Below are 25,153 nucleotides of genomic sequence, written 5' to 3' on the forward strand. Positions count from 1 at the left end.
CGGCAACGAAAAAGGCCGCGTCCCCTTTCAAAGGGACGCGGCCTCGGCATTATTCAATGCAGACCGGCTTATTGCGGCAGGTTGTCGCGCTCGACGGAACCGGCGGCCTGCTCGATGCCGGTGGTGGTCTGCAGCGCCAATTCCTGCTCGCCATCCATCTCGTAGATGTCGTCGCGGAACTGAACGATGCCGTCGGTTGCCGCCCAGGCGGTGATGTACTTGAAATAGACCGGAACCTCGACTGCGAGCTTGATCGGGGAGTTCTGGCCGGAACGGATCGTCGCCTCGATCTGCTGGCGCGACCAGCCGGGCGTGTCGCGCAGCAACCACGTCGTCAGGTCGCGGACGTTCTGGACGCGTACGCAGCCGGAGGATTCGAAGCGGGCGAGCTTGTTGAACAGGCCCTGCTGCGGTGTGTCGTGCATGTACTCGTTGTTCGGGTTGTGGAAGTTGATCTTCGTCGACGCCATGGCGTTGGTCTTGCCCGGATCCTGGCGGAACGTCAGGTTCGGCGCCTTCTCGGCATTCCAGTCGATCGTTTCCGGGGAAACCTCGTTGCCCTTGCCATCGATCAGACGGATGGAATTCTTCTTCAGATATTCCGGATCCTTGCGCATCAGGGGAACGATGTCCTTCTCGACGATCGAGCGCGGAGACGTCCAATAGGGGTTGATGATGACTTCGTAGATCTTCGAATTGATGATGTGGGTCTGGCGGCTGATGCGGCCAACAACGGCTGTATGGCGGGTCGCAACGCGGCCATTTTCGACGGCTTCGATATAGGCTGCCGGAATATTGACCAGAACGTAACGCTCGCCGAGATCGCCGGACATCGACTGGAGGCGGACGATGTTGGTGTTCAGCTGACCGAGGCGCACGTCGGCGGCAATATTCAGCGCCTTGATGGAATACTCGCCAAGCACGCCGTCGGCCGGCAGGCCGTGGCGCGCCTGGAAACGCTTGACCGCGCCATCAACATAGCTGTCGAATGAATTGGAAATGCCGGCGGATTGCGGCAGATCGCCCGAAATGATCAGGCGCTGGCGCAGAGCCTGCACGGAGGGATCGACAACGCCCATTTCCAGGCGAACCGACGAATTGACCTGCGGCCAGCCCCCGGCCGAAACGATCTGCTGGTACTGGCCAACGGCGTTCTGGGTATTGGCAAGTGTGTTCATTCCGAAGATCGGCGAATTCGACACGACCGCCGTGGCGCTGCGCGAAGCCTTGGCGTCGAACTGGTCATCCCAGGCGCCGCGGCGCGGTGCATTGATGATCTCGTCGAGCGCGTCCTGCGCAAAAGCGCCACCGGCGAATGTCGCAGCACCAAATGCTGCGGCCGAGGCCAGGAAGCCACGGCGAGAGACTGCATCAATTCCGGTTTTTTTCGTCATAGTTCCTACCATCCAATGCTGCGAAGCAAACCGCAGAGCTATCATGAATACGGTTAACAAACGTAAACTATACTTGCCGTTCCCTACGCCCAGTTCACATTTGTGAGAGTGCGAACGCAACGTGCGGCCAGTCACCGTTGGGCAACAGAAGCAACGCAAGGGCCGCATTTTCGTATCTCGTCGCTGTCACAGTAATATGGCCAATTCGTGTCGCCTTGCTATGGATGCCAGCAGAGGAAAGGACACGCTTCAACAGCGCTGATTTTAGGCAACACCACCGGTGCACGCCCGTAGCTCACGGAAATCCTTGAGACGGACAGGGCATAGCGACGCGCAACCGGCCACACCAAAATACAATCTTAGAGTTTAAATTTATTTACAACAAACACTTTACGTTGAAAAACAGATGTGAGTTAATGAGCCTTAAATCACCATGCCTTTGCTTCCCGGGGGATATGCAAAATGGTTCTGGCTTTTCGGCTCTACGGCAATTTTCATTGGCCGCCACACCCGAAGATCGACGCGCTTCCAGCCCGGACCCGCGACGGGGTTGTCGAAATCCACTACCTCGAAAAGGGGTCGGCCGGGACCTTCCGGCCCGTGCTGCGATGGACGCCTCGCGAACAGTTTTCTCAGTCAGGCCCTCTTCCAGAAATCACAGAAAACCTCTTTGATCTCACAGTCAAAGACGCCGTTGATCGGTTCAAAGACGATCAGGATTACGCAATCTGGATCGACGCCGGAAAACATACCAACGATACGGACTGGCTGGCATTTCGTGGCGCATTTCTGATCGAGCAGTACCGGGCGCCCGATGCTCTAGCGGAAGCAACGCTCGATCTCCGATGGCCGCTGGTGCGGTCCTGCGCCTATGCACCAGGCCACACGGTCTTTTCCGGATTGGACGTCGGACGCCGAGGTGGTCCACGCTATTGCCTGAACCTGCACTTGCCGTTGCCCGCCCGCCGCACGACGCTCTTGTCCGGCAGTCAGGCCGATCCCAGCGCGTTTCCGTTCTGCGTGGTCTATGAGCCCGGCAAAAAGGGTTCATTCGAGAGGATCCTTAATTTTACCACCCTCGTCGGCGGCTGGATCGAAGGTGATTCCGTCGACATTTCGGCCGCGCCGGTATCGGGTACCTCTTTCGTGTTTAGCGGTGGCAAGTATCCGGCGGACGCCTCTCTTGGATCGTTCGGATTTTCGGCACGTGGGCAACCCGGCCAGGGTGAATTCGCCGTCTACGATGGCAAGCAGAAATCAGCAACGATCGACGCCGCCAAATTCTGGCCGGAAAATTCGCGGCCATTCACCCAGGATATTCTAGCCCGTTTCGGTTTTTCGATCGATCCCGCTTCGACCAAATGGCCACGCCTGAAGGCCGGCGGCACGACCGCCGATCTCAGCCTTCGCTTTGGAAAAAACAAATCGGACGCGAGAAAACCCGTCTTCACCTATCGTATCGCCGTTTCAGCCAGCGATGGCGATCCAACCTCTGCCGACGATATCACGAGGAGCGGTGACGCCCTCAGCCTGCGGCTTTCGAAGGAGACGGGCGGCTGGGTCAAGACCGCCAGCGCGCTATATGCCGATTGCAGACTGTCATGGGACATAGGCGACGGCGATATCTGGAGCAAAGAGGCCCGGCGCTGGTCTCCGAAGGTTGATCTCAGCTTTCACTGGAAAAACAACATCCCGGCCGGTGAAAATTTCGGCGGCAGTCCGGCGGCGGAGGCAGATCTCGATTTTGGCCTGCTACGCCATGCGGCGCATACGTTCAGGCAAACCCGCGAGGCGCTGGCGCCGGTCGAGGCGGGCCAGCCGCGCTCCGTGCTTCCCGATCTGCAGGCGGATGGCAAACAGACGGTCTGCTTCTCTCTGTACGGCCCATCCCTGGAGGCGCGTTTCATCACCAATGGCACAGAAACGGAGCCCGATACCGGACTGCTTGCCTGGGGACGCGCCCTTCGAACAGGCGCACCGGAAACGCCGTTTATCCGGCCACGGCTGCGGCTGTCGTTGGCTCAGATGGCCGACCTCATCCCCGGTTCGGACGACACGGCGGGACTTGTAGACAACACGCTCAGGCTGATTGCCAGTAACCTGACATTCTTCAATGAGCAAAAACCTGCGGCAAAGATCAATCTGACCCTCTCGGGCGATGGGGACTGGGCGGTAGCCGGAAACGACGAAGTCGCCAACGATGAACCCTTCTTTGCGTCTTATGTCGTGGAAACCCTACCGGCTGGCACCGCATGGTCCGGGCGCCTTTCCTCGCTGGCATTCGATCTGAGCCCCGTTAAGGGACCACTGCCGGCCAAACCCGACGATTTGACCCTGACCTATCTGCGCGCCGGTGGTCCCGGCTCCCGCCAGGGGCTTAGCGATGGCGCTCCTCCCCTTGCCCTGAAATCCGGCCGGATCGCCGCCTCGATCCACCTGGTTCTCCCCGTTACAAATGTCAAGCCGGTCAGCATCGACGTTTCACGGCTGGACCGGTCAGGGCGCACAGCGCCACTTCTCATCCCCCAGAAAGCTGCCCCTGGCACGGAAGGCGGCCCGTCCGGCTACCGTTATTGGCTGAGCGTCCGCGAGACCGTCGCGCCGACACTGGACCGGCGGATCGAAGCCGATATCTATGAAAGCGCGCCTGACGCGGGTGAACAGAGCTATGTGGTGCTATCGCAGGAACCGTTTTCGCTGTTCCGCTACAGCCACCGGCCGCTTAGCGACCGCGGTGATGCCGGCTCGGCATCGGTCGCCTATTATTCCGGCGATGACCGGATCTGGCAGTATCGCAAGGTTGCCGATTACTACCACTATATCCTGCCAGCGCAGGCAGTCGCCGAGAGCGCCGACAAACCGCGCCGCCTGGAAATCCATGACTTAAAGGACACCGATGCAACGGACCCCTCCGACGCCTGGCGGCCCTATGCCGTGGGAGCGGACACCGGCAAAGACAAGACCGGTATGAAACGCCGCGCGGTGGAATTCCGCCTGACCCCTTCGACCGAATTCTGGATAAGTCCGAGCGACGTCGAGCGGGGCTATTTCATGCCGGAATCCAGCAGCCATGACATTTTTCGCCAGCACGGCGAGCATGGCCTGGGTGCTGCACTAACCTTCTTGCGCGGCGAATTTCTCTACGGTCTTTCGGTCGGCATCGACGTCTCGAAAGGAGACGCGATATCGCGCCAGGCGCGGGTCGCCGAGATCGAGGCCTTGACCGGCAAGATGACAGGCCCGACCCGGAATGCGGATGCCGCAAATGACCTCGAGGCACGGTGGAATGCACTTTGCCGCGCCGTCGACCGACGGCCGGAACGGCTGGAAATCTGGGCACGGGATCCAGATTCGACCATCGATTTTACCCCTGCCCGTTTCGTCGGCGGCGTCACCTATGCCCTGCGCGGTACAGCACTTCACCGCCCGCCTTTGGCGAAGCTGGAAAAGCCAGAGGACCACGCGCTTTGGCCGAAGGCCGGCCCATCGAGACCTCTCAACGGGTATCTGGACGAGACGAGCAGACAGGACCTCAGCAAGCCGCGTAGCCATCCGCAGGGCCTGAGTGGCGGCGTCCTATGGCCGGTCGAGTCCGTCAACCTTTTCAACCATCTGCTGGAAAGACCGGAGTCGAGCGGCGGTACGATCGAAGCCATCGCCCTCTCGCCAACCGGCGGCGACGCGGCACAGACTGCTGCCTTTCTCGGCGGGATCGTCACCATCATCAGCGAAACCCGCAACGGCCATGTGGAGCGGCAGAAGGTGGAAGTGCTCGGCCGCATCGGCGCCTTCTGGCACCGGGCAAAACATGTCGTTGTCTACGAGCGCAGCGTCAACGCCTCCGCGCAGTTTGCCCCGAAATTCGTGGAGGACCAGCAGCGCACCCGTTCCCGCCGGCCGATCCTGCGCAAGGTGGCGGAATATATCGAACTGCTGGAGCCCGAGCGCAGCTATCCGGACTTCGCCGAAGCTGCCCCCCGCTGCGCCGGCTTCCTGGAGCGGCTGCGTTTCAACTCGAAAATCATCAATGTCGACAGCGCCTGGAGCAGTGAGGTCGGTGATTTTGGCTGGAAGATCCCGCTATGGAACATGCTGAGTGCCCGCGAGCGGCCGCAGGTCTACCCCATGCCGGATATCGCCTTTGTCAGCACAGCCGAAGGTGACGGCGATAATCCCGTGGTCTCGCAGGAATGCCTCGATACAGACAACCTGTACTTCTTCTCCGACTTCAAACAGGACACAAGCAACACCAATGGCTGGCGACCGTATCTCGATATCGACTATGCCAACATGCCCATTGCCAAGGAGATCGCCGCTTGCGCCGACCCGAAGCCGGACGGTGCATCCAACGCTGGTCATCGCCGCCGCGCAGTAAGCCGTGTCCTGCCCGGCGTGCGCCGCTTCACCTGGCGGCTCGCGCCTGCCGCCCAAAAAACGACGATCAATGCCGGCCGGGCCGGAAAGCCCGTCTATGTCGGCCTCGACAGCATCAGCTTCATGCGCGCCGTGCATACAGCCAAGGAGCAACAGACATTACGGCCTGAACTGATCGCGGTGATGGGAAACGCCGGCATCCTGCGCAACCCCGAAGATGTGGAGAAGCTGAAAAAGATAGAATCACTCGCCTATTGGCAGGCCGATGGAACAGGCGCTCTCCTTCCAGCGGCAGCCGAATATTCCGGGGCGATCGGTTATCTGCTCGATCGCATCAGGGCAAAAGACAGGACCGGCGTCGAAGCCGCATTGAAGGATTTCCAGAAAAAATGGACTTCAGGCGGTCTCATCGAACAGCTCCGGCAAGCAATCCCGCAGGCTGCCGGTGACGGCGCAAGCGTGCTTGCCAAGCTAAAGCTGCTCGATAAGACCATCGACGATGGCCAAACGTACTGCACAAGGCTGAAATCAGAGGCTGCCGGGATGATCCGGCGCAAAGAGATGCTGCTTGCCACCGCCATGTCCGACTGGGCGGCCGATATCGAACACCGTCTGCCGGCGCTCGTCATTGATGGAAAACCGATCACGACGAAGACGCTTTTGATCGAGGTGCTGACCGGCCTTATCACGGAACATCTGCGCCCAATCTTCGCCGACGCGTCTCAGGATGTCGGCAATGCCGGACAAAGTGTTGAAAAGGCCAAATCCATCCTTGCCGGTGTCGATATGGAGATCGAAGCGATCCATGCGCGTGCTCGGCAGCGGCTCGAACAGTTTTCCGCCGGTTATGACCGTGAAAAACCCTGGTCGGCGGAACGGCGCCGCGCTTTCTCTTCCGGCTTGCAAGCCACAGTCAGCAATGTCGCTGGCGATATCACTGCTGCCGTGGACGAAGCCCGCCAACGTTTCGCCGCCGAACTGTCTGGAACGGGCCAAGCGATCGGCGGCCATCTGGCAAAATCGCTGACCCAGCTTGCCCACCTCGCGGACACCAAAATTGCAGGCGCGGGGATCGTCAAGGACAGTATCTCCCGGCTGCTTGCGCCGCTGACCTTGGCGATAGACGCCCTGTCTCCGGCCGCAGGATCAGGCCAACTCGATACAGCCATAGCCGCCATTACCACGATCAGCGACCAGATCAAGGCCGAGCCGGGCATCGACAAAAAGCTGGGCGACGATGCCATTCAGGCGCTGGATGCGTTGCAGGAAGCCGCCGATCAGGCGAAATCGATAATCCCGGAAACCCGCGTGCTTCTGGCCAATGCAAACACGTTGACGGACGAGACGCTCGCGGAATTTGCCGCGATCATAGCCAATTTAACAGCCCAAGCATCGTCTCTCGTTAAAACGCTTTCCGACAAAACCGACGGCATAGTGGCCCTTGCGACAGCTTTTCTGGAAAACGGTTTTGAAGCAATTGCAGCGGCATTGTCCAAGCTATGGTCAGATATCGCTGCGACTGCGAAGCTTCTCTCAGGATGGCTCGACGGTAAGCTTTTGAAAATCGCCATGCCGGTCGATTTTCTGGTGGCAGCAACCGTTGAGCACCTGGACACAACCATCGAAGCCCTCGCCGGCCATCTGCAAAAGACCCTTGCTGGAACCGCGTCCGTCATCGTTGACATCGAGAATGGGTTCAAGGCGGCCCAGCAAGCTTTGGCGCCGGAAAGGCTGCTCGAAACTGTCGTCTGCGACAAGGCGATCACGCCGGCGCTTCAACTCCTGCTGGCCCCGATCGACGAAAACCTTACGGCGTCAGACATTTTGCCGGCAATTCATGACCGGCTGACCGAATTGAGCCCTGCTGCGGTAACGGTCATCCGGACGATCAATGCCGACACGCTGGGAGCACTCGACGCGGTAACTGCCGCGTGTACCGCAGTGTTTGAAGGCGTCGACGATTCCAGGGATTACCTGTCCCATATTGCCAACGGCTTCAGTCCATATGTCGATGGAAAGCTCGAAGCCGTGCGAGCGCAATATACCCCGCTGGTGGAGCGCATCACCCAGTCGCTCGATGAACTGGAGACGGCGGCGCAGCCGCTGATCGATGCCGTCAACGCTTTTGACTGTTCATTGCGCAGCCTGCACAATAATCTGTCCCGCTCGGTGGAAACGGCGCGGATGTATGGCGACCGGGTGTTTGATGCCGCCAGCCGCCTGACCAGCGGCGGCGCCATGGCACTGCCGTCAAACCTGCTCAAGCTCTATTCCGCGGTCAGTTCGGCGCCCGAAATCGCTGCTTTGAAAGCCGATATCGACCGCATCCGCTCCGGCTTCGACGATATCAGCGACGTCATCGACACGACCGAGGCCAGCGCCCTGTTCAACCGGCTTGGCGACGAGTTGAAGGCGCTCGGCTTCGACATGGCCTTCGACAAGATTGCCGACAGGCTTCAGCCGAAAGGCTTGACGCTCGCCAACTTCGCCGGGCTGAACCTCGATCATCTTTTCAAGGGGCAGCCACTGGGGACCAGCCTCCAGGAGGGAGTCCGCGCCAGCCATGATTTCGACAAGGCCCAAGGCCGGGCCTGGGTGCAGATCGATATTGACGCTCGGATTCGTGGACGCCGAACATTGTTTTCACTGGGCGTCTTTCAGGTCGACTTCATCGACATGCATCTGACCGGCCGGGTCAAGCTTGAAGCGTCCAAGGACGAGGACAGAGTGACCCAGACGGGCTTCAGCCGCATCGAGACGACGATCGATCTTATCGCCGGTGGACAGTCGATGGTGAAATTCGAACAGTTCGGGCTGAATTTTACACGGGAAAAGGGTCTGAATGTCGAATTCGACCCGAAAAACATCCGTTTGAACCCCGCGTTCAAGTTCATCCAGGATTTTCTCTCCACGTTGTTTCCGGACGAGGCGGGTGGGCTGAAAATCATCAAGCAGGACAATATTCCTGTCGGTGTTGAGCATGATTTCGTTATCCCGCCGATGACGCTGAATTTCGGCACCAGCGGCGTCTCCAACATTTGCATCGAGAACCACTTCAAGCTGCTCGCCTTTCCGGACTTCTTGCTCGCCAACCGCTTCAACCTGTCGAGCATCGAGCGGCCCTTCATCTTCTCCATCTTCGTCATCGGCGGCACCGGCTATATCCAGATCGACGCGGAATACCGGCCCTTCGACGGCCGCCTGATGGTCTGCGTCGAGGCAGGTCCCGGCGGATCCGCGGCCCTTGCCTTCGCGGCCGGACCATTCGTCGGCCAGGTATTCATCACGCTCTCGGGCGTCATGACTTATCGCAAGATGATCGGACAATCCGGTGGCGGGCTTGCGCTGTCCGTCGTGGTGGTGATCGCCGGTCACGTCGAGGTCTGCGGCATGGTCTCGGTCGGTATCACGCTGATGCTGCGCCTGAGTTACCGCGAGAATGGCGAGGTCAATGGCCAGGGCAGTTTGGCGGTGAGCATCCGCATCTCCCGCTTCTTCACGATCAGCGCCCACGCCAACGTCAATTACACGCTGCGCGGCGGCAAGTCAGAAACCTCGGTCAGCACCGGCGTCAGCGGCGAGGTCAACGACACCAAACTCCAAGACAAAATTGACAAGGCCAAACAGGCCGTCGAGCAACTTCAGAAGGCGAGCAACTAGTCATGGCGCTGAAGTCCTCCATCCTCCACTGCGTCCTCGACGCCGAGCCGGACACCTATCATCCGGCAGACCCAGCCCTGAAAACGCTTGCCGTCAATCTCGGCTTCGAATGCGTCACGGATGTCCTTCGCAACGCAGTCATCGGAATGGATGATGGTGCGAAACAAAAACGGCAGGAACTTGAAGCGGATGAAAACCTGGCGAGGGACCAGTTCCGCCAATTCGCAAAGGCGGTGCAACAGGTTCGCTTTCATCTTTATGAGGCCGACCTGGGTATTACGGGCACTTGCACGCTCAGCCACAGGGGCGAAATCACCCGGCAGATTTCCGATGCCAGAGCACCGAATTCCGCTGACGACATCATCGCCTGGCTCAGCAAGGCCGCGCCGCCGCAAACAGATAGCCGCCATTACTGGACGACACCTGATGCCGGCGTTGCGATGGACAAGCCGGTCGAAGCAACCACCGCGCCTGCCACCTACCGGTTGCGCGCCGCCCATGCGTGGAACGCCCCCGTGGCGCACAGGCTCTCGCTCACCCATGTCCTGCGGCTTGAGGGAATCCCGCAGGATGGCTTCTATGTCGCTCTGCCTTCCTTCAGTGGCGCAGCTCCCTCTGCCATCCTCTCCGGGGCGCCGCACGGAGAGTTGTGGGACTTTACCTATGACGCTGGTGGCGGCCTTGGCGAGACCATCTACCGCGCGCAAGCGCTTGAGGTTCCTGCCGCCTTTACGGCTGTGCCGCAGGATATCAACGGGTTCCTCAGCGCCGACGGCTATCTCAAAGTTGATCCGGAGGCTGAAAACCTCTGGCGCCTCACCCAATGGTTCGAAGTTCGCGCCGCCTCTCTGATGGCACCAGTAACGGCGCTGGCCGGCCCAGGTACCGGATCAGCTGAAGACGCCGCCTACGAAGCCTTGTTTCAGTGGCACTACGGCAGCGAAAAGAAGCCTCCTCTTCTCGACATTCCCGCACCCGCCGCTGCTTGGCTGACCGCAGCCAGCCTGGGTGCCGCGCTCGATCCCATCATTATCGGCCTGATGAAACCCGTGTCCGGCAACACGACGATGGGCGATATCCTTGCGCCGTTGATGCTGAACCTTTTTGAGCGCTATCGGGACGACCTCGCCGGGGCTTTCGCGCTGCCGGAAGACTGCTACTCTCTTGCCAAGCTGACCGGCCTGCTGCGCAACACCCTGTCGCTGCACAATCCGCTGATGCGCACGACGGCCGACATGGCTGATGCCGGCGTGCGCCGCGCATTCTGCGAGAGCCTGAAACGGGTTCACGGCCTTCAGCCCACCGGGGCTGAAACGCCGCTGGAAATCCAGCTCCTCAATGTTCTGTTGAACGCATTCGCCAGCGGAACGGCCGTATCCCTTGATGAAAAGCTCCGGCAAAACATCAATGGCGACGGGCAGGCGATCCTGCACCGGGCGCTGGCGGACGCCGGACAGCGCTTACAGGACGAAACCGGCGCCGAGACGGCGATCATCCGAGTGTTCGAAACGACCGAAAAAACTGGAAACGGTGGCGAACCAGTGACCGGGCTGCCAGCCCTCTTTGCGGCTGCCTTTGCAGCAACCCTGAACCGCTCAGGGGATATTGCACTGGTGAATGCCGTGTCGGGCGCCTTCACCGAAGCCTGGCGGTCCTATCGTATCCAACTCGACGGCCCCTTCAACGGTGCCGAGGCAGTCAGGCGCGATTCAGCAAGCGAATTCACCAAGGCGCTGCTCCGGTTTGCCGGTGAGCACAAACAGACGGGAATGCCTGCAGTTCAGCGGTTGATTGCCGTCGCCACCGGCGCCGGCTATTTTGCCGAGCGCTTGCTCAGGCTGCCGGCGGATCCCAAAAAACCGGAGCCGTTTGCCAACGGTTTCCACCGCATTGCCGATAGCCTCGTCAAAGTGCCTTTTCCCACCACATGGCCCGATGGCATCACGCCGGTGACGCCCGCCCAGATTCTCCCGTTTTTCCAGGCAAGTTACCGGGCCTCGCTTGCCCCAATGACGCAGTTGGCGGCCACTTCCAGCCGCTTCGTCCCCGACCACGCCCCTGCCCCGCTGCCGATCCAGATCGCGGCCAATATCGACGGTGAAGAAATCGATGCGTTTTGCGACCATTTCAACGGCATTGCGGTCGCCATCCGCCGGATCGATACCGAAACCAGAACCGATCCATGGGCGCATGCGAGCCTCGCCGAACTGACCTGGCCCGTGCCGCTAACCGTGGACCCCAGTCAAACGGCACCAAAACCGACAGTCCCGGCGGCGCTTCATCCCATGCTACCCGCAACAAGCGACGGGCGTGGCCCGATGTTCATCCGCTATGAAGGTCTGCCCTTTGCAGCGACCACGTTTGGCAACACGGCGGCAGAAGCGCTCGCCTTGGCGCCGGAAGCCTTTGCATCCTTTTACAGCCATGGCGCCCACGATACCGAATCATCCGGCTTTGCACATGTCCCGCGCCTTGCCTATGGCCGGAATTTCGAGAGCTTCAGCTTCGCTACGACCAATGCCGGTTCCATGCCGCTATCTCTGCAGGCCGACCTGCCCTGGATGCCGAAGCCGGTGTTCGAGCCCCCAAGCAAGGGCGGCAAGCCGGACCCGCTGCTGGTCACCACAACCTGCTATCAGCGCCGCACCGCGATCGGTCAGATGGCCGTCAACGAGGTGGTGACTGCCAACAAACCGCGCCGCATTGCCATGCCGATCGACGGCGTGGCCCCACTGGCCGAAGACTATCCGCGCACGGTGATGAGTGCATTCACAGGTAGCCCAGCCGTCTGCGATATTTTTCGTGATCGCGACGGCAGCGGCACCCTCTCCATCCCCCAGTTGATCGCCCGGTCTACAATCCATCGGATCAGCAGCACCGTCCTCAGCGGCAAGCCCGCACGGCTGGTTGCCCGGCTTTTCAACACCGTGCCAGCAGGTCCGGATGACGACGGTGTCGCCAAGGCCACACTTGCCTTCCCGAAAGGGTTTGATTTCAGCGCCCTCGAAACAATCACCATCTCGCTGGACTCAGTAAGAGCGGGCACACCCACACATCAGCGTCAGCTCACCATCGAATGCGGCAAGGCCACCGCAAATGCAGCACTGACCACGACGAGACCTATCACTGTCGGCTGGATCCGGCTGTCGTTAGAATCCAACGAGCCCGCCTCTCTGAGCTTTGCCGTGGCGGACGACATCAAGCCACACGAGGTTGGCGCACCATTTCTGCTGCTCGCTCCGAGCGAGGCCCCGTGGAAGGAATCATTGCGCGGCGATGTTGCTGTATTGGTCGACACGCCGCGCGTCGGTTATCTCGATTTCGATCGATGGTTCGCCAATGCCACCCTGCGGGACGCGGTATTGGACGAGACGGCGGCCGCGAACCTGCGGCGAGCACTTCTGACCGCCTATGTCCTGCGCGATGCCGACGAGGGCCTATCGCGAGCACTCGATCGTCTGCCCGACCCGGCCTTCGAAGCTGTGCGCCTGGAGTTGACCGTGTCAGATCAACTCGACGGCAGCATCCATACCGCACAGGCTCTGATCCTGTCCTTCGGTTTCAAGCAGACCATGGCCGGCATCACCCAAAACCTTGCCGAACACGGTACGGGACAATGGAGCCCGGAGGCTCTGCATGACAAACTGTTCAAGCCGATCGAGCGCGCCTTCCAGTTCTCGATCGACATCGCTTCCGGCGCTTTAGGATTAAAGCAGCCGGATGTGTCCGCGCAGGTCAAGACATTGCAGGCCAGCATTCCGCCCGGCACCGTTGCCCGCTTGTCGATGGATGCCTTGGTCCCTGCCCGGCATTTCGCCCCCTCAGGCAAGCACCCGGCCGTTTTTCATCCGGGATTGAAACAGCAAGCCTCGCGCCGAATTGTGCCTCATGGTTTGACAGAAGCATTTTTTGCCTATCCGTCGGCAGCCATCCGGATCGAAACCATGCTGGATGGCATGCACGCCATCGATGCAGAAAGGGGCAAGGAACGGGACAAGCCCGCCATCCAGCTTGCCGCCAGTATGATAGCCGTGCGGCCGATCGAGCGATCCCGTCGCTACGATCTGCAGACACGTCCCGCGCTGCCTGATCCCGGCCAAAAGAACCACGCCCGGCAATGGCGGCTGCTCAGCGAGATCGATGTGACGACGCAGCGCTGGCGCCCAAGCGGCAGGCCGATCTACAACCACATCGCACCACTGCATTTCCGCGACGAGGACGCGCTTTCGCACCGGCCGCAATCTGCAACGGCCGCCATGCCGCTCAAGGAAATGCCCGTTAAAGAAAACGGCAAAGACCTCGGCTATCCCCTCTCCCGTTTCGAGCAGGAAGCCTTTTTCGACCGGCCGAATATCGATTCCCAGACGGTGACACAGCGTCTTTTGCCTTTGCCGGCCGTAACGGTGCTGGAACAACATTTATGGGAAGCACCGTCAGCAACCTATTTCCGCCACCGTTTCACCCTTCGCTCCCGCTATGCTGGTGCACTGAAGGAAGTGACCCGCCGCGAAGTCAAGGCGTGGATTACGGACCGGAAACTCCGCGTCCAGCCGGCCGAGGCATGGACGCTGCGCATTGCCATGCTGGTAGACCTTTCTCGAATGCTTCTGACCCGGCCGCAGCAGCGCGCCCTCATTCCGCTGACCAGCCCGCCGCGCGATGATAGCCACGTGCCAAGCACGCCACCCGTACTCGCCATCCTGCAGGAACCGCCCTTTTCACGCGGCGGACTGGCCGACCGGATAGCCGCCGAGATCAAAACCGGCTTCGGATATGGCTTTACCAAAGCCGATGCGCCCGTCGAAATTCTTGATTCACGCAAGGAGATCGGTCCCGATCCCCGCCTGACCTACCATGCCACCGAAGAAAATACCGCCCTCGGACTGGCGCTGAACGCCGAAGGGCCGATGGGATTGACCTTCGATGCGGTCAATGCGCCGGCGCCCGCCTTTCCGAATTCGATGTTCTCGCTGTCACCGCTCGATCTCAACGGCACCGAACAGAATCTCGAAGAGCATTTCCTCGGCATCTCGATGCGGCGCTATATCGATCCGAACTGGGCGGTTGAGGACGGCACCGGCGACCTATCGGGGCTGGATGCCGGTCGATGCTGGTGGATCGACAGCGACATCGCGCTTACTCCCACAAGCCTGCTCAACTGCGTCGCCGATGGCAATGAGACGCCTGTGCTCATGTTGGAGGCGGATGGCAATGGCCTGGTCATCAAGACCAGCAAGGCAGCCGTCGATGGCGGCATCGCCGGTTCCATGGAGAAAAACGTCGCCATTGCCCGCTGGAAACGGCTGTTTGCCAGCCGCCTGGCCATCCTGCACCAGCCCGTCGCCCCCGGCCGCCATTCGGCAGCGGTGTTCGTTCTGCCTGCGCAAAACCAGGGCAATGTCACGCTTGGCCATGGCAACGCGCCGCGTCTTGTCTGCAATATCGAATGGGGACCGCCAAAGGCGGAAACCCCGGCCAACCCAACATCCGTTACTCTGAAAGCCGACGGCACCCGGGCGCGTGCCACCATGGCCAGCGCACCGACCTTTCTTGCCTGGACGCGCACCGGCCGCAACTTCGACACAGTCCACACCCCTGATTTTCACGGCGCCCCCCGGCGCGGCCGATGATACCGATACGTGAGCTTCTTGCCAGGCTCGATCCGAAAACCGCCATGCTGAGCTTTGATCGCAGCGGCTTTGCGGAACGCACATGGCTTTGCGCCTCGACCTTTGCAAACTCTTTGCCGCTGCATGTGCAACGCCACCTCGCCGTTTTGACCACCGGCTACCTGAAGGAGCCCGGCCGTCCGGTCGAGCAATATAGCCGCTCGGCGCTGCTGGCCGGCAAACTGTCGGCGGCGTTGACCGGCGCAGGTGAAGAGGAAGACTGCGTCCGTATCATCGAGTTTGAAACGCCGGCTGCGATCCTGTGCGGTTCGGAAGCGAGCGTTCCCGAAACCTACCGGCGAGCCTATTTCGATCTCATTTCCACCGGCTTTGCCACCCGCGCCGATGCGGCCTCGGCGCGGCTGTTCCTCCGGTTCGCAGGGCCTCCGGCGCATCTGCAAAAATTCAGCCGCCTGACGGTCCGTCTGCGGTTTTCGGAAAACAGTACCGATCCGCATGAGGTCGCCATCGATCTGAAAAAGCATCCCGACGGATCTTTCGTGACCGCCCTTGAACTGTTCATCGAAAGAGCGACGGCAGCGAAACCACTGGCCTACCGGGCGAACCTGTTGTTTTCCAATGGAGAAACGGTGCCGGTCACATCGCTTTTTGCGACAATCCCCAACATGCTGGGCCTGCTCGCCACCGGCAACGACAATCCGGGCTTCTTCCTCGATATCGAGGCGAACGGCGACAAAGATGCGGGCGAATTCTGGGCCGATGTGTCGCTGCTACATTCGCCCGGCCCGGCCTTCATACCGCATTTTGATTTCAACTGGCTGTTTTCGAAGGCCGGTGGCGGCGAACCGGCACTCGATGTCACGCCGGCCGGACTCAATCAGATGGTCGAGGTCCAGGCGCGTATCGTCTCGGTCTCGCCGCCGATCCCGATTTCACCGACAAAATCCCAATGATCCAGCTCATTGCAACGGGAGGACATTATGGCGTTTAAAATTCTGGTAAGAAACGAGGGGGCAACGGCGATTTATGCTGTCGATCAGCAGATCGATCCGGCCATCCGCAAACTCGTTTTCGAAGACATGCTCCAAAAGGGCGATGAGGTCTGGGTGGACGCCCACTACACGGAAGACGATGAGGACAGCAAAGGTACCTTCATCTGGCGTCGAACCGGAGCCTCAGACTATGTCAAGGAAATCTGGGCAGATGGAACGTTGATCGTCGAATAGGCGCCAAACGCGCGAACGGGTGCGCCATGCGCACCCGTCGGCAATCATCACAAGCCTTGGCGATGGTCTTCGCGCTTAGAGCTTGTAGAGCATCGTGTCGTTCCAGAAGCGGTCGAGGCGCTGCAGGAGCTTGTTCATCTGGCCGAACTCGTCAGTGCCGATGCCGCCGACCTTCTGGATAGAGCCGATATGGCGCTCGTAGAGCTTGGCGACCGTTTCGGCGATCTCCTGGCCTTCTTCGGTCAGGCTGATGCGGACCGAGCGGCGGTCGACGCGCGAGCGCTGGTGATTGATGAAGCCGAGATCAACCAGCTTTTTAACATTGTAGGATACGTTGGAGCCGAGATAGTAACCGCGCGAGCGCAGTTCACCGGCCGTCAGTTCCGAATTGCCGATGTTGAAGAGGAGAAGTGCCTGGACGGCGTTGACGTCGGAGCGGCCCGAACGGTCGAATTCGTCCTTGACGACATCGAGCAGACGGCGATGAAGACGCTCAACCAGGTGGAGGGATTCCATGTAGAGCGAACGGATCGCGTCTTCGTGGGGATCTTTGGTGGAAACGACCTGCGGTTTCATTTTGGTGTTCATGATGACTGCCTCACTGTTTTGTTTGGCGGTGTATGTTTCTCTTCCCGCCTTGAGGTAGACACTATCGAATACGTATAAAATTCTACTTAAACACCAGCCTTAACAGCGCCTTACTATCCACAGCCCTTGTCTCAGGGTAAATCAATTCTTGCAGCACGTGCCTGTCGTGCCCGCTGATAGAAGATCGCAGCCCTGAAAAGCACGAAGGTAACGGCCACCGCGGCGTGCAGAATGACGAGCAGCGGCTTCTCCCCGAAAATCTGCGGATAGACCGCAAACATGACGATTTCCGCCCCTGCCGCTGCCACCCAGATCACCGGCCCCCAGGAGACCAACAGCCACAATCCAAGCGCCGCGACAGGATAGATGACGGCCAGTGCTGTCGCCGCCACCCGCCACGGAACAGGCAACAGGTCGAACCGTCCGCCCCCCCCGAAAGAGAAGCCGATCAGCATCGCCCAATAGTTGAGGCCGAACCAGAAACACGACACGGCCACCAGCCGCAGGAACAATCCGAACAGCGTTTCGGTGAGCGAGAGTTTGGGGATTTTCACAGAATCAAGGGCCATGGCGGCGAAGATAGGGCGCGGGCTGGCGCTTTGCCAGACGGATAATCCGCCTATCCTGTGGCACGATGCGTGCCCTGCCCTGCCCTGTCCGGAACGGCTGCCTCTTGTGTCCGGATGCAACGAATGATCAGCGCGCAGCTCTGTTACCGGCGGAGGATCTTGTAAAGGGCAGCAACAATGCCGATCCCGAGAAGCGGCCAAGCCGACCAGAAAATCCCGTGCCATGTCAAAATATTGATCCCGGCAATACCCAGGCTAATGACACCAAGACCTGCAACCAGCCGGTCGAAACGATTTTGAATGGCGATCCAGACCAGCGCCGACAAGACCGCAACTCCCAAAACCGGCCAGGCCGCCCAGAAAACGCCCTGCCACGACAGGATATTGATGACGATCAGCACAGCCACGCCCAGCGCGGCCAACCCGAATATCGGGCGGGTGATCGCCGGAAAGCCGTTGCTCGGCGGCCCGGCGCCATCCGGCGTCTGCCGGATGGCTGCGGTATCGGGCCTTGCCTCAGAGTGGCGCGGCGCGTCTGAAGGCGGCAATGACCCGGCAGTGCCCTCACCGATGCGCACGGCATAGCTCGGCACCCCATCAGCGATGTTCTTCACCGCCAGCGGGCCGAGGAAATCAAAACCGACCGCCACCTTGTTGCGCACCTGGTCGTAGACCGTATTGGAAATGACGATCCCGCCCGCTGTGGCCGACGCCTGCAGGCGCGCGGCAATGTTGACACCGTCGCCATAGATATCATCGCCATCGGCGATCACATCACCGAGATTGATGCCGATGCGGAACTGCATGCGTCCGTCTGCCGGCCGCGCGGCATTCTGGCCTGCCAGCTCATTTTGAACATCCATCGCTGCGCGCACACATTCAACGACGCTCGGAAACTCGGCGATCACCCCGTCCCCCCAGGTATTGATCACCCGTCCGCCATGCGCGTCGATCAACCGGGACATCGCGTCGCGGTAATGCTTCAGCATCGCCAGCGTGCCTTCCTCGTCCGCGCCCATCAGACGCGTGTAATCCTGTACATCCGCGCAGAAGATGGTCGTCAGCTTGCGCTGCGTCTCGCTCAATGTGTCGTCCATGTTTGCCTGCCTCCTCGCCTCTCAGGCTAACCCGATTGCATTCAAAAGCATATGGGGATTGCAACCTTGGGGAAAAGCCCTCCAACCGGCACGCGCGGCAAATCTCGCCGAAGAAAGCCCGCCATGGGAAAGATATTCCCCTACAAGGGGCGTTCGGCCGCATGTATTCCCGCTAACGCTTATGGCTGAAGTTGATTTTCATTCACCCGGCGCGGCGAAAAAGATTTTGGGATTAACAAAGTTAATTGCGAACGGCGGCCTAGCAGGAAACGATTTGAATGCCGGTCACTTGGCAGTCGATCCGGATACGCACCAACTTGAACATTTGGCCTCTCCTTTCGCGGAGAGGCCGTTTTTTTTGTTGCCGCAACGGAGCATCGGCAAGCCGCGTCCTCGCACACGCGGCACCGTCTAAACAGCAGAAGGAGCCCCGCAAACGGGGACCCTTTCAGACTGCGGATGATTATTTCGTATAGACCACCTTGCCGCCGTTCGCAGCCGTCTGGATGCCGATCACATTTTCGAGTTGGACATTCTTCGCCTCCAACGCCGCCATCAAGGCCGGATCATTTTGAATTTCCGCCTGGGCGTTGCTGATCGTTTCCGGCGACGGGTTGCGATAGGTCGCGGGAATCGACGACGTGTCGGTGCTGGCGTTGGTTTCCTCACCGACATTGACAATGGTCAGCATGTCGTCCGCCATCATGGACGTGGTGGAACTCGTGGTCTGCGCATAGGCGAAACCACCGAGCGAGGCCGCAGAAAGAGTAGCGGCAAGGGCAAGTGTAATGAAAGTTTTCATCGTCTTCTCCTCTGTTTGGAAGCCCCTCACCGCTCATCGGTGATTTTCATCAGGCTTTCCGCAGGATGAGTTCAGAACTGGACAGGGCCGGGATAGTTCCTTCACGGCCCACCTTTTCCACATAGGGAAACGCAGAAGCTCCGCAGATGGGATGATGAAACGCCGCACCTCAAGCATTTTCCTTTGATGAGCGCCCATGATAAACCGCGACGAACAGGACGAAGCTGACGAAAGACGATCGCCATGACCGACAAGACCGATACCGTTGACCTCATCACCGGCCACCGCCGCATGCGCCGCAACCGCAAGGCAGACTGGAGCCGCCGGATGGTGCAGGAAAACCGGTTGACAGTGGATGATCTGATCTGGCCGATTTTCGTCGTTCCCGGCACGAACATCGTCGAGCCGATCGATGCCATGCCCGGCGTCAACCGGATGAGCATCGACAAGGCCGTGGAAGCAGCAAAGCTCGCCGCCGATCTCGGCATCCCGGCGCTGGCGACCTTTCCGAATGTCGATATTTCGCTGCGCGACGACACCGGCTCCAACAGCCTTGCCGCCAACAACCTGATCAACGAGACGACCCGCGCCATCAAGAAGGCCGTGCCGAACATCGGGGTCATCACCGACGTGGCACTCGATCCCTTCACCAGCCATGGCCATGACGGTATCCTGCGCGGCGGCGAGATCGTCAACGACGAGACGGTGGCGCAGATTGCCAGGGCCGCGGTGATGCAGGCCGATGCGGGTGCCGATATCATCGCGCCTTCCGACATGATGGACGGACGGGTTGGCGCGATCCGCCGGGCTCTCGATGCGGCCGGACACCAGAATGTCGGCATCATGGCCTATGCGACCAAGTTTGCCTCGGCCTTCTACGGCCCCTACCGTGAAGCGATCGGCACCAGCGGCCTGCTCAAGGGTGACAAAAAGACCTACTATATCGACCCGGCCAACGGCACCGAGGCTATGCGTGACGCCGCCCTCGACGTCGAGGAAGGTGCCGACATGCTGATGGTCAAGCCCGGCCTGCCCTATCTCGATATCTGCTGGCGGATGAAGGAAAGTTTTGGCCTGCCGGTGTTCGCCTATCAGGTGTCGGGCGAATATTCGCAGATCAAGGCCGCCGCCGCCAATGGCTGGATCGACGGCGAGCGGGTCATGCTCGAAACGCTGCTTGCCTTCAAGCGCGCCGGCTGCGACGGCATCCTCAGCTATTTCGCGGTTGATGTGGCACGTATTCTGGCCAAGCGCTGATACCGGCCCGGCCGAAGAAGCCAAAAACACCGCGCGCTCAGACGGGCGCGCGCGAAGCTCTGACCCGGTTGCGGCCGGCATCCTTGGCTCGGTAGAGGGCGGCATCGGCGTGGGCGAGAATGTCGCTCCATGTCAGATGCGCTCCACCGGCCACGCCGAAGCTTGCCGTCACCGTCAACACTTCACCATCCGGAGCCTCAATCGGGCACCTCTCGATCGCCATCCTGAGCTTTCGCGCTTTGCAAGCAGCTTCAGGCGGCGAGCCGCTCTCCAGCAGGATCGCAAACTCTTCCCCACCGAAGCGGGCCAGATAACCTGATTGCCCAATAGAATGGCGCATCAGGTCGGCGATGGCGCGCAAGACGATGTCGCCAAAGGGATGGCCGTAGCGGTCGTTGATCGATTTGAAATGATCGATATCCAACAGGATCAGGTATTTCGCCCCGTCCATCGCCATCGCGGCCACTTGATCCTCCAGCGCGCGCCGGTTGAGAAGACCGGTCAATCCATCGGTCGTGGCAAGGATTTCGAGCTGCCGCGTCAGCAGCGTCCGCTCATTGAGCCGCTGTGCAAGAACGCCGATGGCGCCGTAGAGCCTTTTAATTTCCTGTACGTCGCCCGGCGACGTAACCAGACCGGCCGGGCGCTCGTCGGCAAGGGCGACAACGGCCTGTGCACCTCGAAGCAAAGGCCGCAGGATATAGATCTGAACTGCTGCAACGAGACCGAGCACAAGCATCAGCAACACGGCCGTGGTCAGTCCGTTGCGGTAAAGTGTCAACAGCGCTTCCCGCTCCCCCGCCTCGAACTGGCTGACGATCTCGGTCAGATAGATGTTTCTCATGTCGCCAAGCGGCTGCATCAGTGCGACATAGCGTTGCGTCAGGCTCACGCCATCAAGAGAGAAACGACCGCTCCTGCGGCCGATCGCCATCTGCTCGTCGATCAGCGCAAGGCCGTCCCGCATGAAGGTATCTTCCGCCTCCTGACGCTTCAGCCGGATCGGGTCCGATACCGGCAACGCAGAACGCGGGCCGACCAGATCCCAGACTTCAAGCAGCCTACCGCGCGCAGCGCTGCTTGCAGCGATATCCTGTGGCGTGACACCTGTTCCCGCTGCCATCGGTGCAATCAGGTAGGAGCCCAGACGCCCAGCATATTCGCGCAGATCGCTGAGCGCGATGCCCTGCACGACGATGGCGGAGAGGTCTGGATCTCGTCTCAGGATTTCTCCACTCTGCCACTCGATGATCCTCCGGTAGGAATCCCTCGCCACGAACATGGCGCCGATTGCCGCGTGGATTTCTTCGTAACGCCGGGCATGGCGCGGTTGTTGCCCGATCGCTCCGATCAGAGCACGCGCAGCGGCAAGCCGGGCATGGACGTCATCAATCATCGCATCCGGTATGTCGCGCCGCTCCAGTTCACGCAACGCGGCGTCGGTGTCCCTGACGAAATCACTCCATCTCCGGCGAGCCTCGGTCTGGCCCGTATCCGCTACGGTCATCAGGCTGTTGGCCGGCCCTCTCTCCGCAGAAATGAAATTTGCCGCATCGAAGATCGCCGTGAACTGGCGCATGTTTTCCGCGCCGGCCTGGGCCTTGCGGAACGCATCAATTGACGCCGATATCGTCGAGGTGGCCAGCAGCAGGGTGCAGACAACCGCCAGCAGCGCCATGCACCAGAGATGGGCCCGGAGACCGCCGAAACGGCCGGTATTGGTATCTGCATGGAGACTGAGGGGCATGATGAGGAACCGGTAACTGCGGATATATCGCTGCTATTCAACAAACTGGCTGGGAACCAGTGTCTTTTAGGAAGATGAGCCTCCCAGATTTGCAGCGCGCATCATCGTTAGCACACTCATATGAACGCAGACTGAAGGCCGCCCCATTACAGATTTGCCCGCCCGGCGGATTTGCATTTTTGATACCGCTTCCCATATCAGATAAGAACTGGAGACACAGACATGAGCGTGCAGGACGAAAACCTCAGAATCCCCACCAACGACTGGCGGGCCTATCAGGGCGTGCTGAGCCGTCGCGTTATGGCGTTCATCATCGACTATGCGATCGTCGGGCTTCTCTGGATTCCCGCCGCTGTCGTCGTGTTCTTTCTCGGCATCCTGACGTTCGGCCTTGGATTCCTGCTTTATCCGGTCCTGTTTGCCGGTCTTGCCATGCTCTATTTCGGCATGACCGTGGGTGGCCCGAAACAGGCTTCGCCCGGCATGAGCATGATGGGATTGGCGATCGCCCGCACTGACGGGCGGCCGATGGATTTTCTCACCGCCATCGTCCATCTGGTGATCTTCTGGATTGCCAACGCGATTCTGACGCCGCTGGTGCTGCTGGTTGGCCTGTTCACCGATCGTGGACGCCTGTTGCATGATCTGCTTATCGGTACGGTCACTGTCCGGCGCGAGACATTTTGATTCCTGCGCAGGAAGGGCTGTTGCTAAACTAGCCCTTCCCCGCCTATCCCGGCTAGATCACGCTTTATTGCCTCGCAACGCGACAGTTCAAAAAGTCGCGATTGACCTTTTCTAATCTTGCGCCATGCTAATGTTATCCAAGCGGCCAAGAAGAGCGATCTCCGCATCATATGAATACGCAAACTACACCGTCTCCACAATTTTACCTGACCGCACCGGCAACCTGCCCGTATCTGCCGCAGGAGATGGAGCGGAAGGTGTTTACCCACATGGTGGGTGAACGGGCCCCGGAACTCAACGATCTGCTCACCCAGGGCGGGTTCCGCCGCTCACAGAATATCGCCTATCGGCCGGCCTGCGAAAGCTGCCGGGCCTGTGTTTCGGTGCGCATTGTCGCCGGTGAATTCTCCCCCACCCGCTCGATGCGGCGTATCCTGGCTTTGAACAGCGACGTGGTTTCGACGGAATATCCCGCGGAACCCTCCAGCGAACAATACAGCCTGTTTCGCCGCTATCTCGACCACCGCCACCAGAAGGGCGGCATGTCAGACATGTCGGTGCTGGATTATGCGATGATGGTCGAGGATACCCACGTCAACACCAAGATCATCGAATACCGGCTCAAGGTCGAAGGCGACACAATCGGCAAGGCGAAGGGACCGCTGATCTCGGCGGCACTGACCGACAAGATGGGCGATGGTCTGTCGATGGTTTATTCCTATTTCGATCCTGATCTCGCCGACCGGTCGCTCGGCACCTTCATGATTCTCGATCACATCCGCAAAGTGAAGGAACGGGGCTTGCCGCACGTCTATCTTGGCTATTGGGTCAAGGGATCGCGCAAAATGGACTATAAAACAAAGTTTCTGCCGCAGGAGCACCTTATGGCCCAGGGCTGGGAGCGCTATACAGGGTAAAGTGCCCCCACCTGACAGGACGAAATCTTGAGTGAACCCATCGATGCCGCCCATCACCGCCGCGGGCTTCTTATCACCGGCATTGGCGGCCTTGCCCTCTCCTTCGACATCCCTCTGATCCGCTCTGCCGATGGCGAAGTCTGGTCGCTGCTGGCGGTCCGCAGCCTCTGCACTTTCGCCGTCGCGCTGGTCGCGTGGGTGGTTCTCAACAAGTTCCTCGGCCGCAAGATCGCCCTAGTACCCGGCAAGGCAGGGCTGCTCGCCGGTCTGTTCTACGGTCTCGGCTCCTTCACCTTCCTTCTGTCCGTCTTCAATACCGCAACGGCCAATGTCGTCTTCATCGTTGCCTTCACATCGATGTTTGCCGCCATCCTCTCCTGGGTCTTCCTGAAAGAACGCCCGTCCAATGCGACGCTGGTGACGATGGCCGTCATGGTCTGTGGCGTCGGGCTGATCGTTCAGGATGGCTTGAAGAGCGGTAATTTCTTCGGCGACGCCATGGCGGTCTGTTCCGCCCTGATGCTCGCCTCCGCTATCACCGTCAGCCGCGCCAGCGGTAAGGATATGGGGCTGGTGCCGCTGGCAACCGCCATCTTCCCCGCCATCATCGGTTATCTTCTGTCGCCAGCGGAAGGCCTTGCCATTGCCCATCCGGGCTGGATCATGTTCGACGGCCTGATCATGATCCCGCTCGCCTTCTTCTGCCTCGCCACCGGCCCGCGCTATCTGTCCGCGCCGGAAGTGGGCATGTTCTACCTGCTCGAAACCATCCTCGCGCCGCTGTGGATCTGGATCGTCTTCATGGAAGTCCCGACGTCGCAGACCCTGATCGGCGGCGCAGTGCTGATTCTGGCCTTGGTCGGGCATTCGGTCTGGCAAATGCGGAAGAAATCGGCCGTGGATGCGTCGAACGAGTTTCCGTTTACCGGGTGAAAGTCAAGATTGCCCTTAACTTATGGTAGTGCAATAATTGCCGACGGACATTTGAGCCTCGGCATGAAGGTCAAAAATACGAAAGATTGGCGCCGAAGAGGGGGGTATCCTCCCTAAGAGAATGCTGGCGAAGTTTGATTGGAAAGCAGGCGATAAACTTTCTCTTCAATCACCGACGGCGTAATTATTCTTCCGGCAGCCGGGACTGACATCGGAAGTCAATTGGAAGCAAAGCCGGAGGAGACAAATACAGGATTGCTTTAAGCAAACTT

15 protein-coding genes are annotated in these 25,153 nt (G+C 59.9%); 9 read left to right on the forward strand and 6 right to left on the reverse strand.

What is annotated here, in order from left to right:
- Positions 1–68 precede the first annotated feature (68 nt).
- Positions 69–1,394, reverse strand: coding sequence for a L,D-transpeptidase family protein (locus ACSQ3J_RS00780; protein ID WP_060502183.1), 1,326 nt, complete (start codon positions 1,392–1,394; stop codon positions 69–71).
- 462 nt (positions 1,395–1,856) lie between these two features.
- Between ACSQ3J_RS00780 and ACSQ3J_RS00785 the strand changes: the two genes are divergently transcribed.
- From ACSQ3J_RS00785 to ACSQ3J_RS00800, 4 genes are read left to right on the forward strand one after another with little or no spacing between them, the layout of a single operon-like run.
- Positions 1,857–9,428, forward strand: a complete 7,572-nt coding sequence (locus ACSQ3J_RS00785; RefSeq protein WP_436038519.1) for a hypothetical protein — start codon at positions 1,857–1,859, stop codon at positions 9,426–9,428.
- Between the two features lie 2 nt (positions 9,429–9,430).
- Positions 9,431–15,058 (forward strand): hypothetical protein, encoded by a 5,628-nt coding sequence (locus tag ACSQ3J_RS00790; RefSeq protein WP_436038520.1) that lies wholly within the window; start codon positions 9,431–9,433, stop codon positions 15,056–15,058.
- Positions 15,055–16,011: a hypothetical protein gene (locus ACSQ3J_RS00795; protein ID WP_060502187.1), complete on the forward strand. Its 957-nt coding sequence runs from the start codon at positions 15,055–15,057 to the stop codon at positions 16,009–16,011. The genes ACSQ3J_RS00790 and ACSQ3J_RS00795 overlap by 4 nt, the downstream gene beginning before the upstream one ends.
- A 27-nt stretch (positions 16,012–16,038) precedes the next feature.
- Positions 16,039–16,284 carry a hypothetical protein gene (locus ACSQ3J_RS00800; RefSeq protein WP_060502188.1) on the forward strand — a complete coding sequence of 82 codons (246 nt, stop codon included), beginning with the start codon at positions 16,039–16,041 and terminating at the stop codon, positions 16,282–16,284.
- Between the two features lie 75 nt (positions 16,285–16,359).
- Here ACSQ3J_RS00800 and ldtR read toward each other — a convergent pair whose 3' ends face one another.
- The 3 genes from ldtR to ACSQ3J_RS00815 form a co-directional block, all read right to left on the reverse strand.
- On the reverse strand, positions 16,360–16,872 hold the full coding sequence (gene ldtR, locus ACSQ3J_RS00805) for a transcriptional regulator LdtR (protein ID WP_037107503.1): 513 nt from the start codon (positions 16,870–16,872) through the stop codon (positions 16,360–16,362).
- Between the two features lie 131 nt (positions 16,873–17,003).
- Complete coding sequence (locus tag ACSQ3J_RS00810) at positions 17,004–17,441, reverse strand: DUF6163 family protein (protein WP_060502189.1); 438 nt, start codon at positions 17,439–17,441, stop codon at positions 17,004–17,006.
- 143 nt (positions 17,442–17,584) lie between these two features.
- Positions 17,585–18,526 (reverse strand): adenylate/guanylate cyclase domain-containing protein, encoded by a 942-nt coding sequence (locus ACSQ3J_RS00815; RefSeq protein ID WP_060502238.1) that lies wholly within the window; start codon positions 18,524–18,526, stop codon positions 17,585–17,587.
- Positions 18,527–18,719: 193 nt separating this feature from the next.
- On the opposite strand from ACSQ3J_RS00815, the gene ACSQ3J_RS00820 reads away from it, so the two are divergent.
- Positions 18,720–18,953: a hypothetical protein gene (locus ACSQ3J_RS00820; protein ID WP_156393789.1), complete on the forward strand. Its 234-nt coding sequence runs from the start codon at positions 18,720–18,722 to the stop codon at positions 18,951–18,953.
- 48 nt (positions 18,954–19,001) lie between these two features.
- Here ACSQ3J_RS00820 and ACSQ3J_RS00825 read toward each other — a convergent pair whose 3' ends face one another.
- Positions 19,002–19,340: a hypothetical protein gene (locus ACSQ3J_RS00825; RefSeq protein ID WP_060502190.1), complete on the reverse strand. Its 339-nt coding sequence runs from the start codon at positions 19,338–19,340 to the stop codon at positions 19,002–19,004.
- A 243-nt stretch (positions 19,341–19,583) separates the two neighbouring features.
- Between ACSQ3J_RS00825 and hemB the strand changes: the two genes are divergently transcribed.
- The gene (gene hemB, locus ACSQ3J_RS00830; RefSeq protein WP_060502191.1) at positions 19,584–20,597 is read left to right on the forward strand and encodes a porphobilinogen synthase; all 1,014 of its coding nucleotides are present in this window, start codon (positions 19,584–19,586) and stop codon (positions 20,595–20,597) included.
- Between the two features lie 37 nt (positions 20,598–20,634).
- On the opposite strand, the gene ACSQ3J_RS00835 is transcribed toward hemB, so the two are convergent.
- Positions 20,635–22,344: a GGDEF domain-containing protein gene (locus tag ACSQ3J_RS00835; protein ID WP_060502192.1), complete on the reverse strand. Its 1,710-nt coding sequence runs from the start codon at positions 22,342–22,344 to the stop codon at positions 20,635–20,637.
- A 222-nt stretch (positions 22,345–22,566) separates the two neighbouring features.
- Between ACSQ3J_RS00835 and ACSQ3J_RS00840 the strand changes: the two genes are divergently transcribed.
- From ACSQ3J_RS00840 to ACSQ3J_RS00850, 3 genes are all read left to right on the forward strand, one after another.
- Complete coding sequence (locus ACSQ3J_RS00840; protein WP_060502193.1) at positions 22,567–23,031, forward strand: RDD family protein; 465 nt, start codon at positions 22,567–22,569, stop codon at positions 23,029–23,031.
- A gap of 170 nt (positions 23,032–23,201) precedes the next feature.
- A complete protein-coding gene (locus ACSQ3J_RS00845) occupies positions 23,202–23,948 on the forward strand; it encodes an arginyltransferase (RefSeq protein ID WP_060502194.1) in 747 nt (248 codons plus the stop codon).
- A gap of 27 nt (positions 23,949–23,975) precedes the next feature.
- Complete coding sequence (locus ACSQ3J_RS00850; protein ID WP_060502195.1) at positions 23,976–24,881, forward strand: DMT family transporter; 906 nt, start codon at positions 23,976–23,978, stop codon at positions 24,879–24,881.
- The last annotated feature ends 272 nt before the right edge of the window (positions 24,882–25,153 follow it).

It is taken from the genome of Rhizobium sp. LjRoot98, from assembly GCF_964252935.1.
Classification (GTDB): domain Bacteria; phylum Pseudomonadota; class Alphaproteobacteria; order Rhizobiales; family Rhizobiaceae; genus Pararhizobium.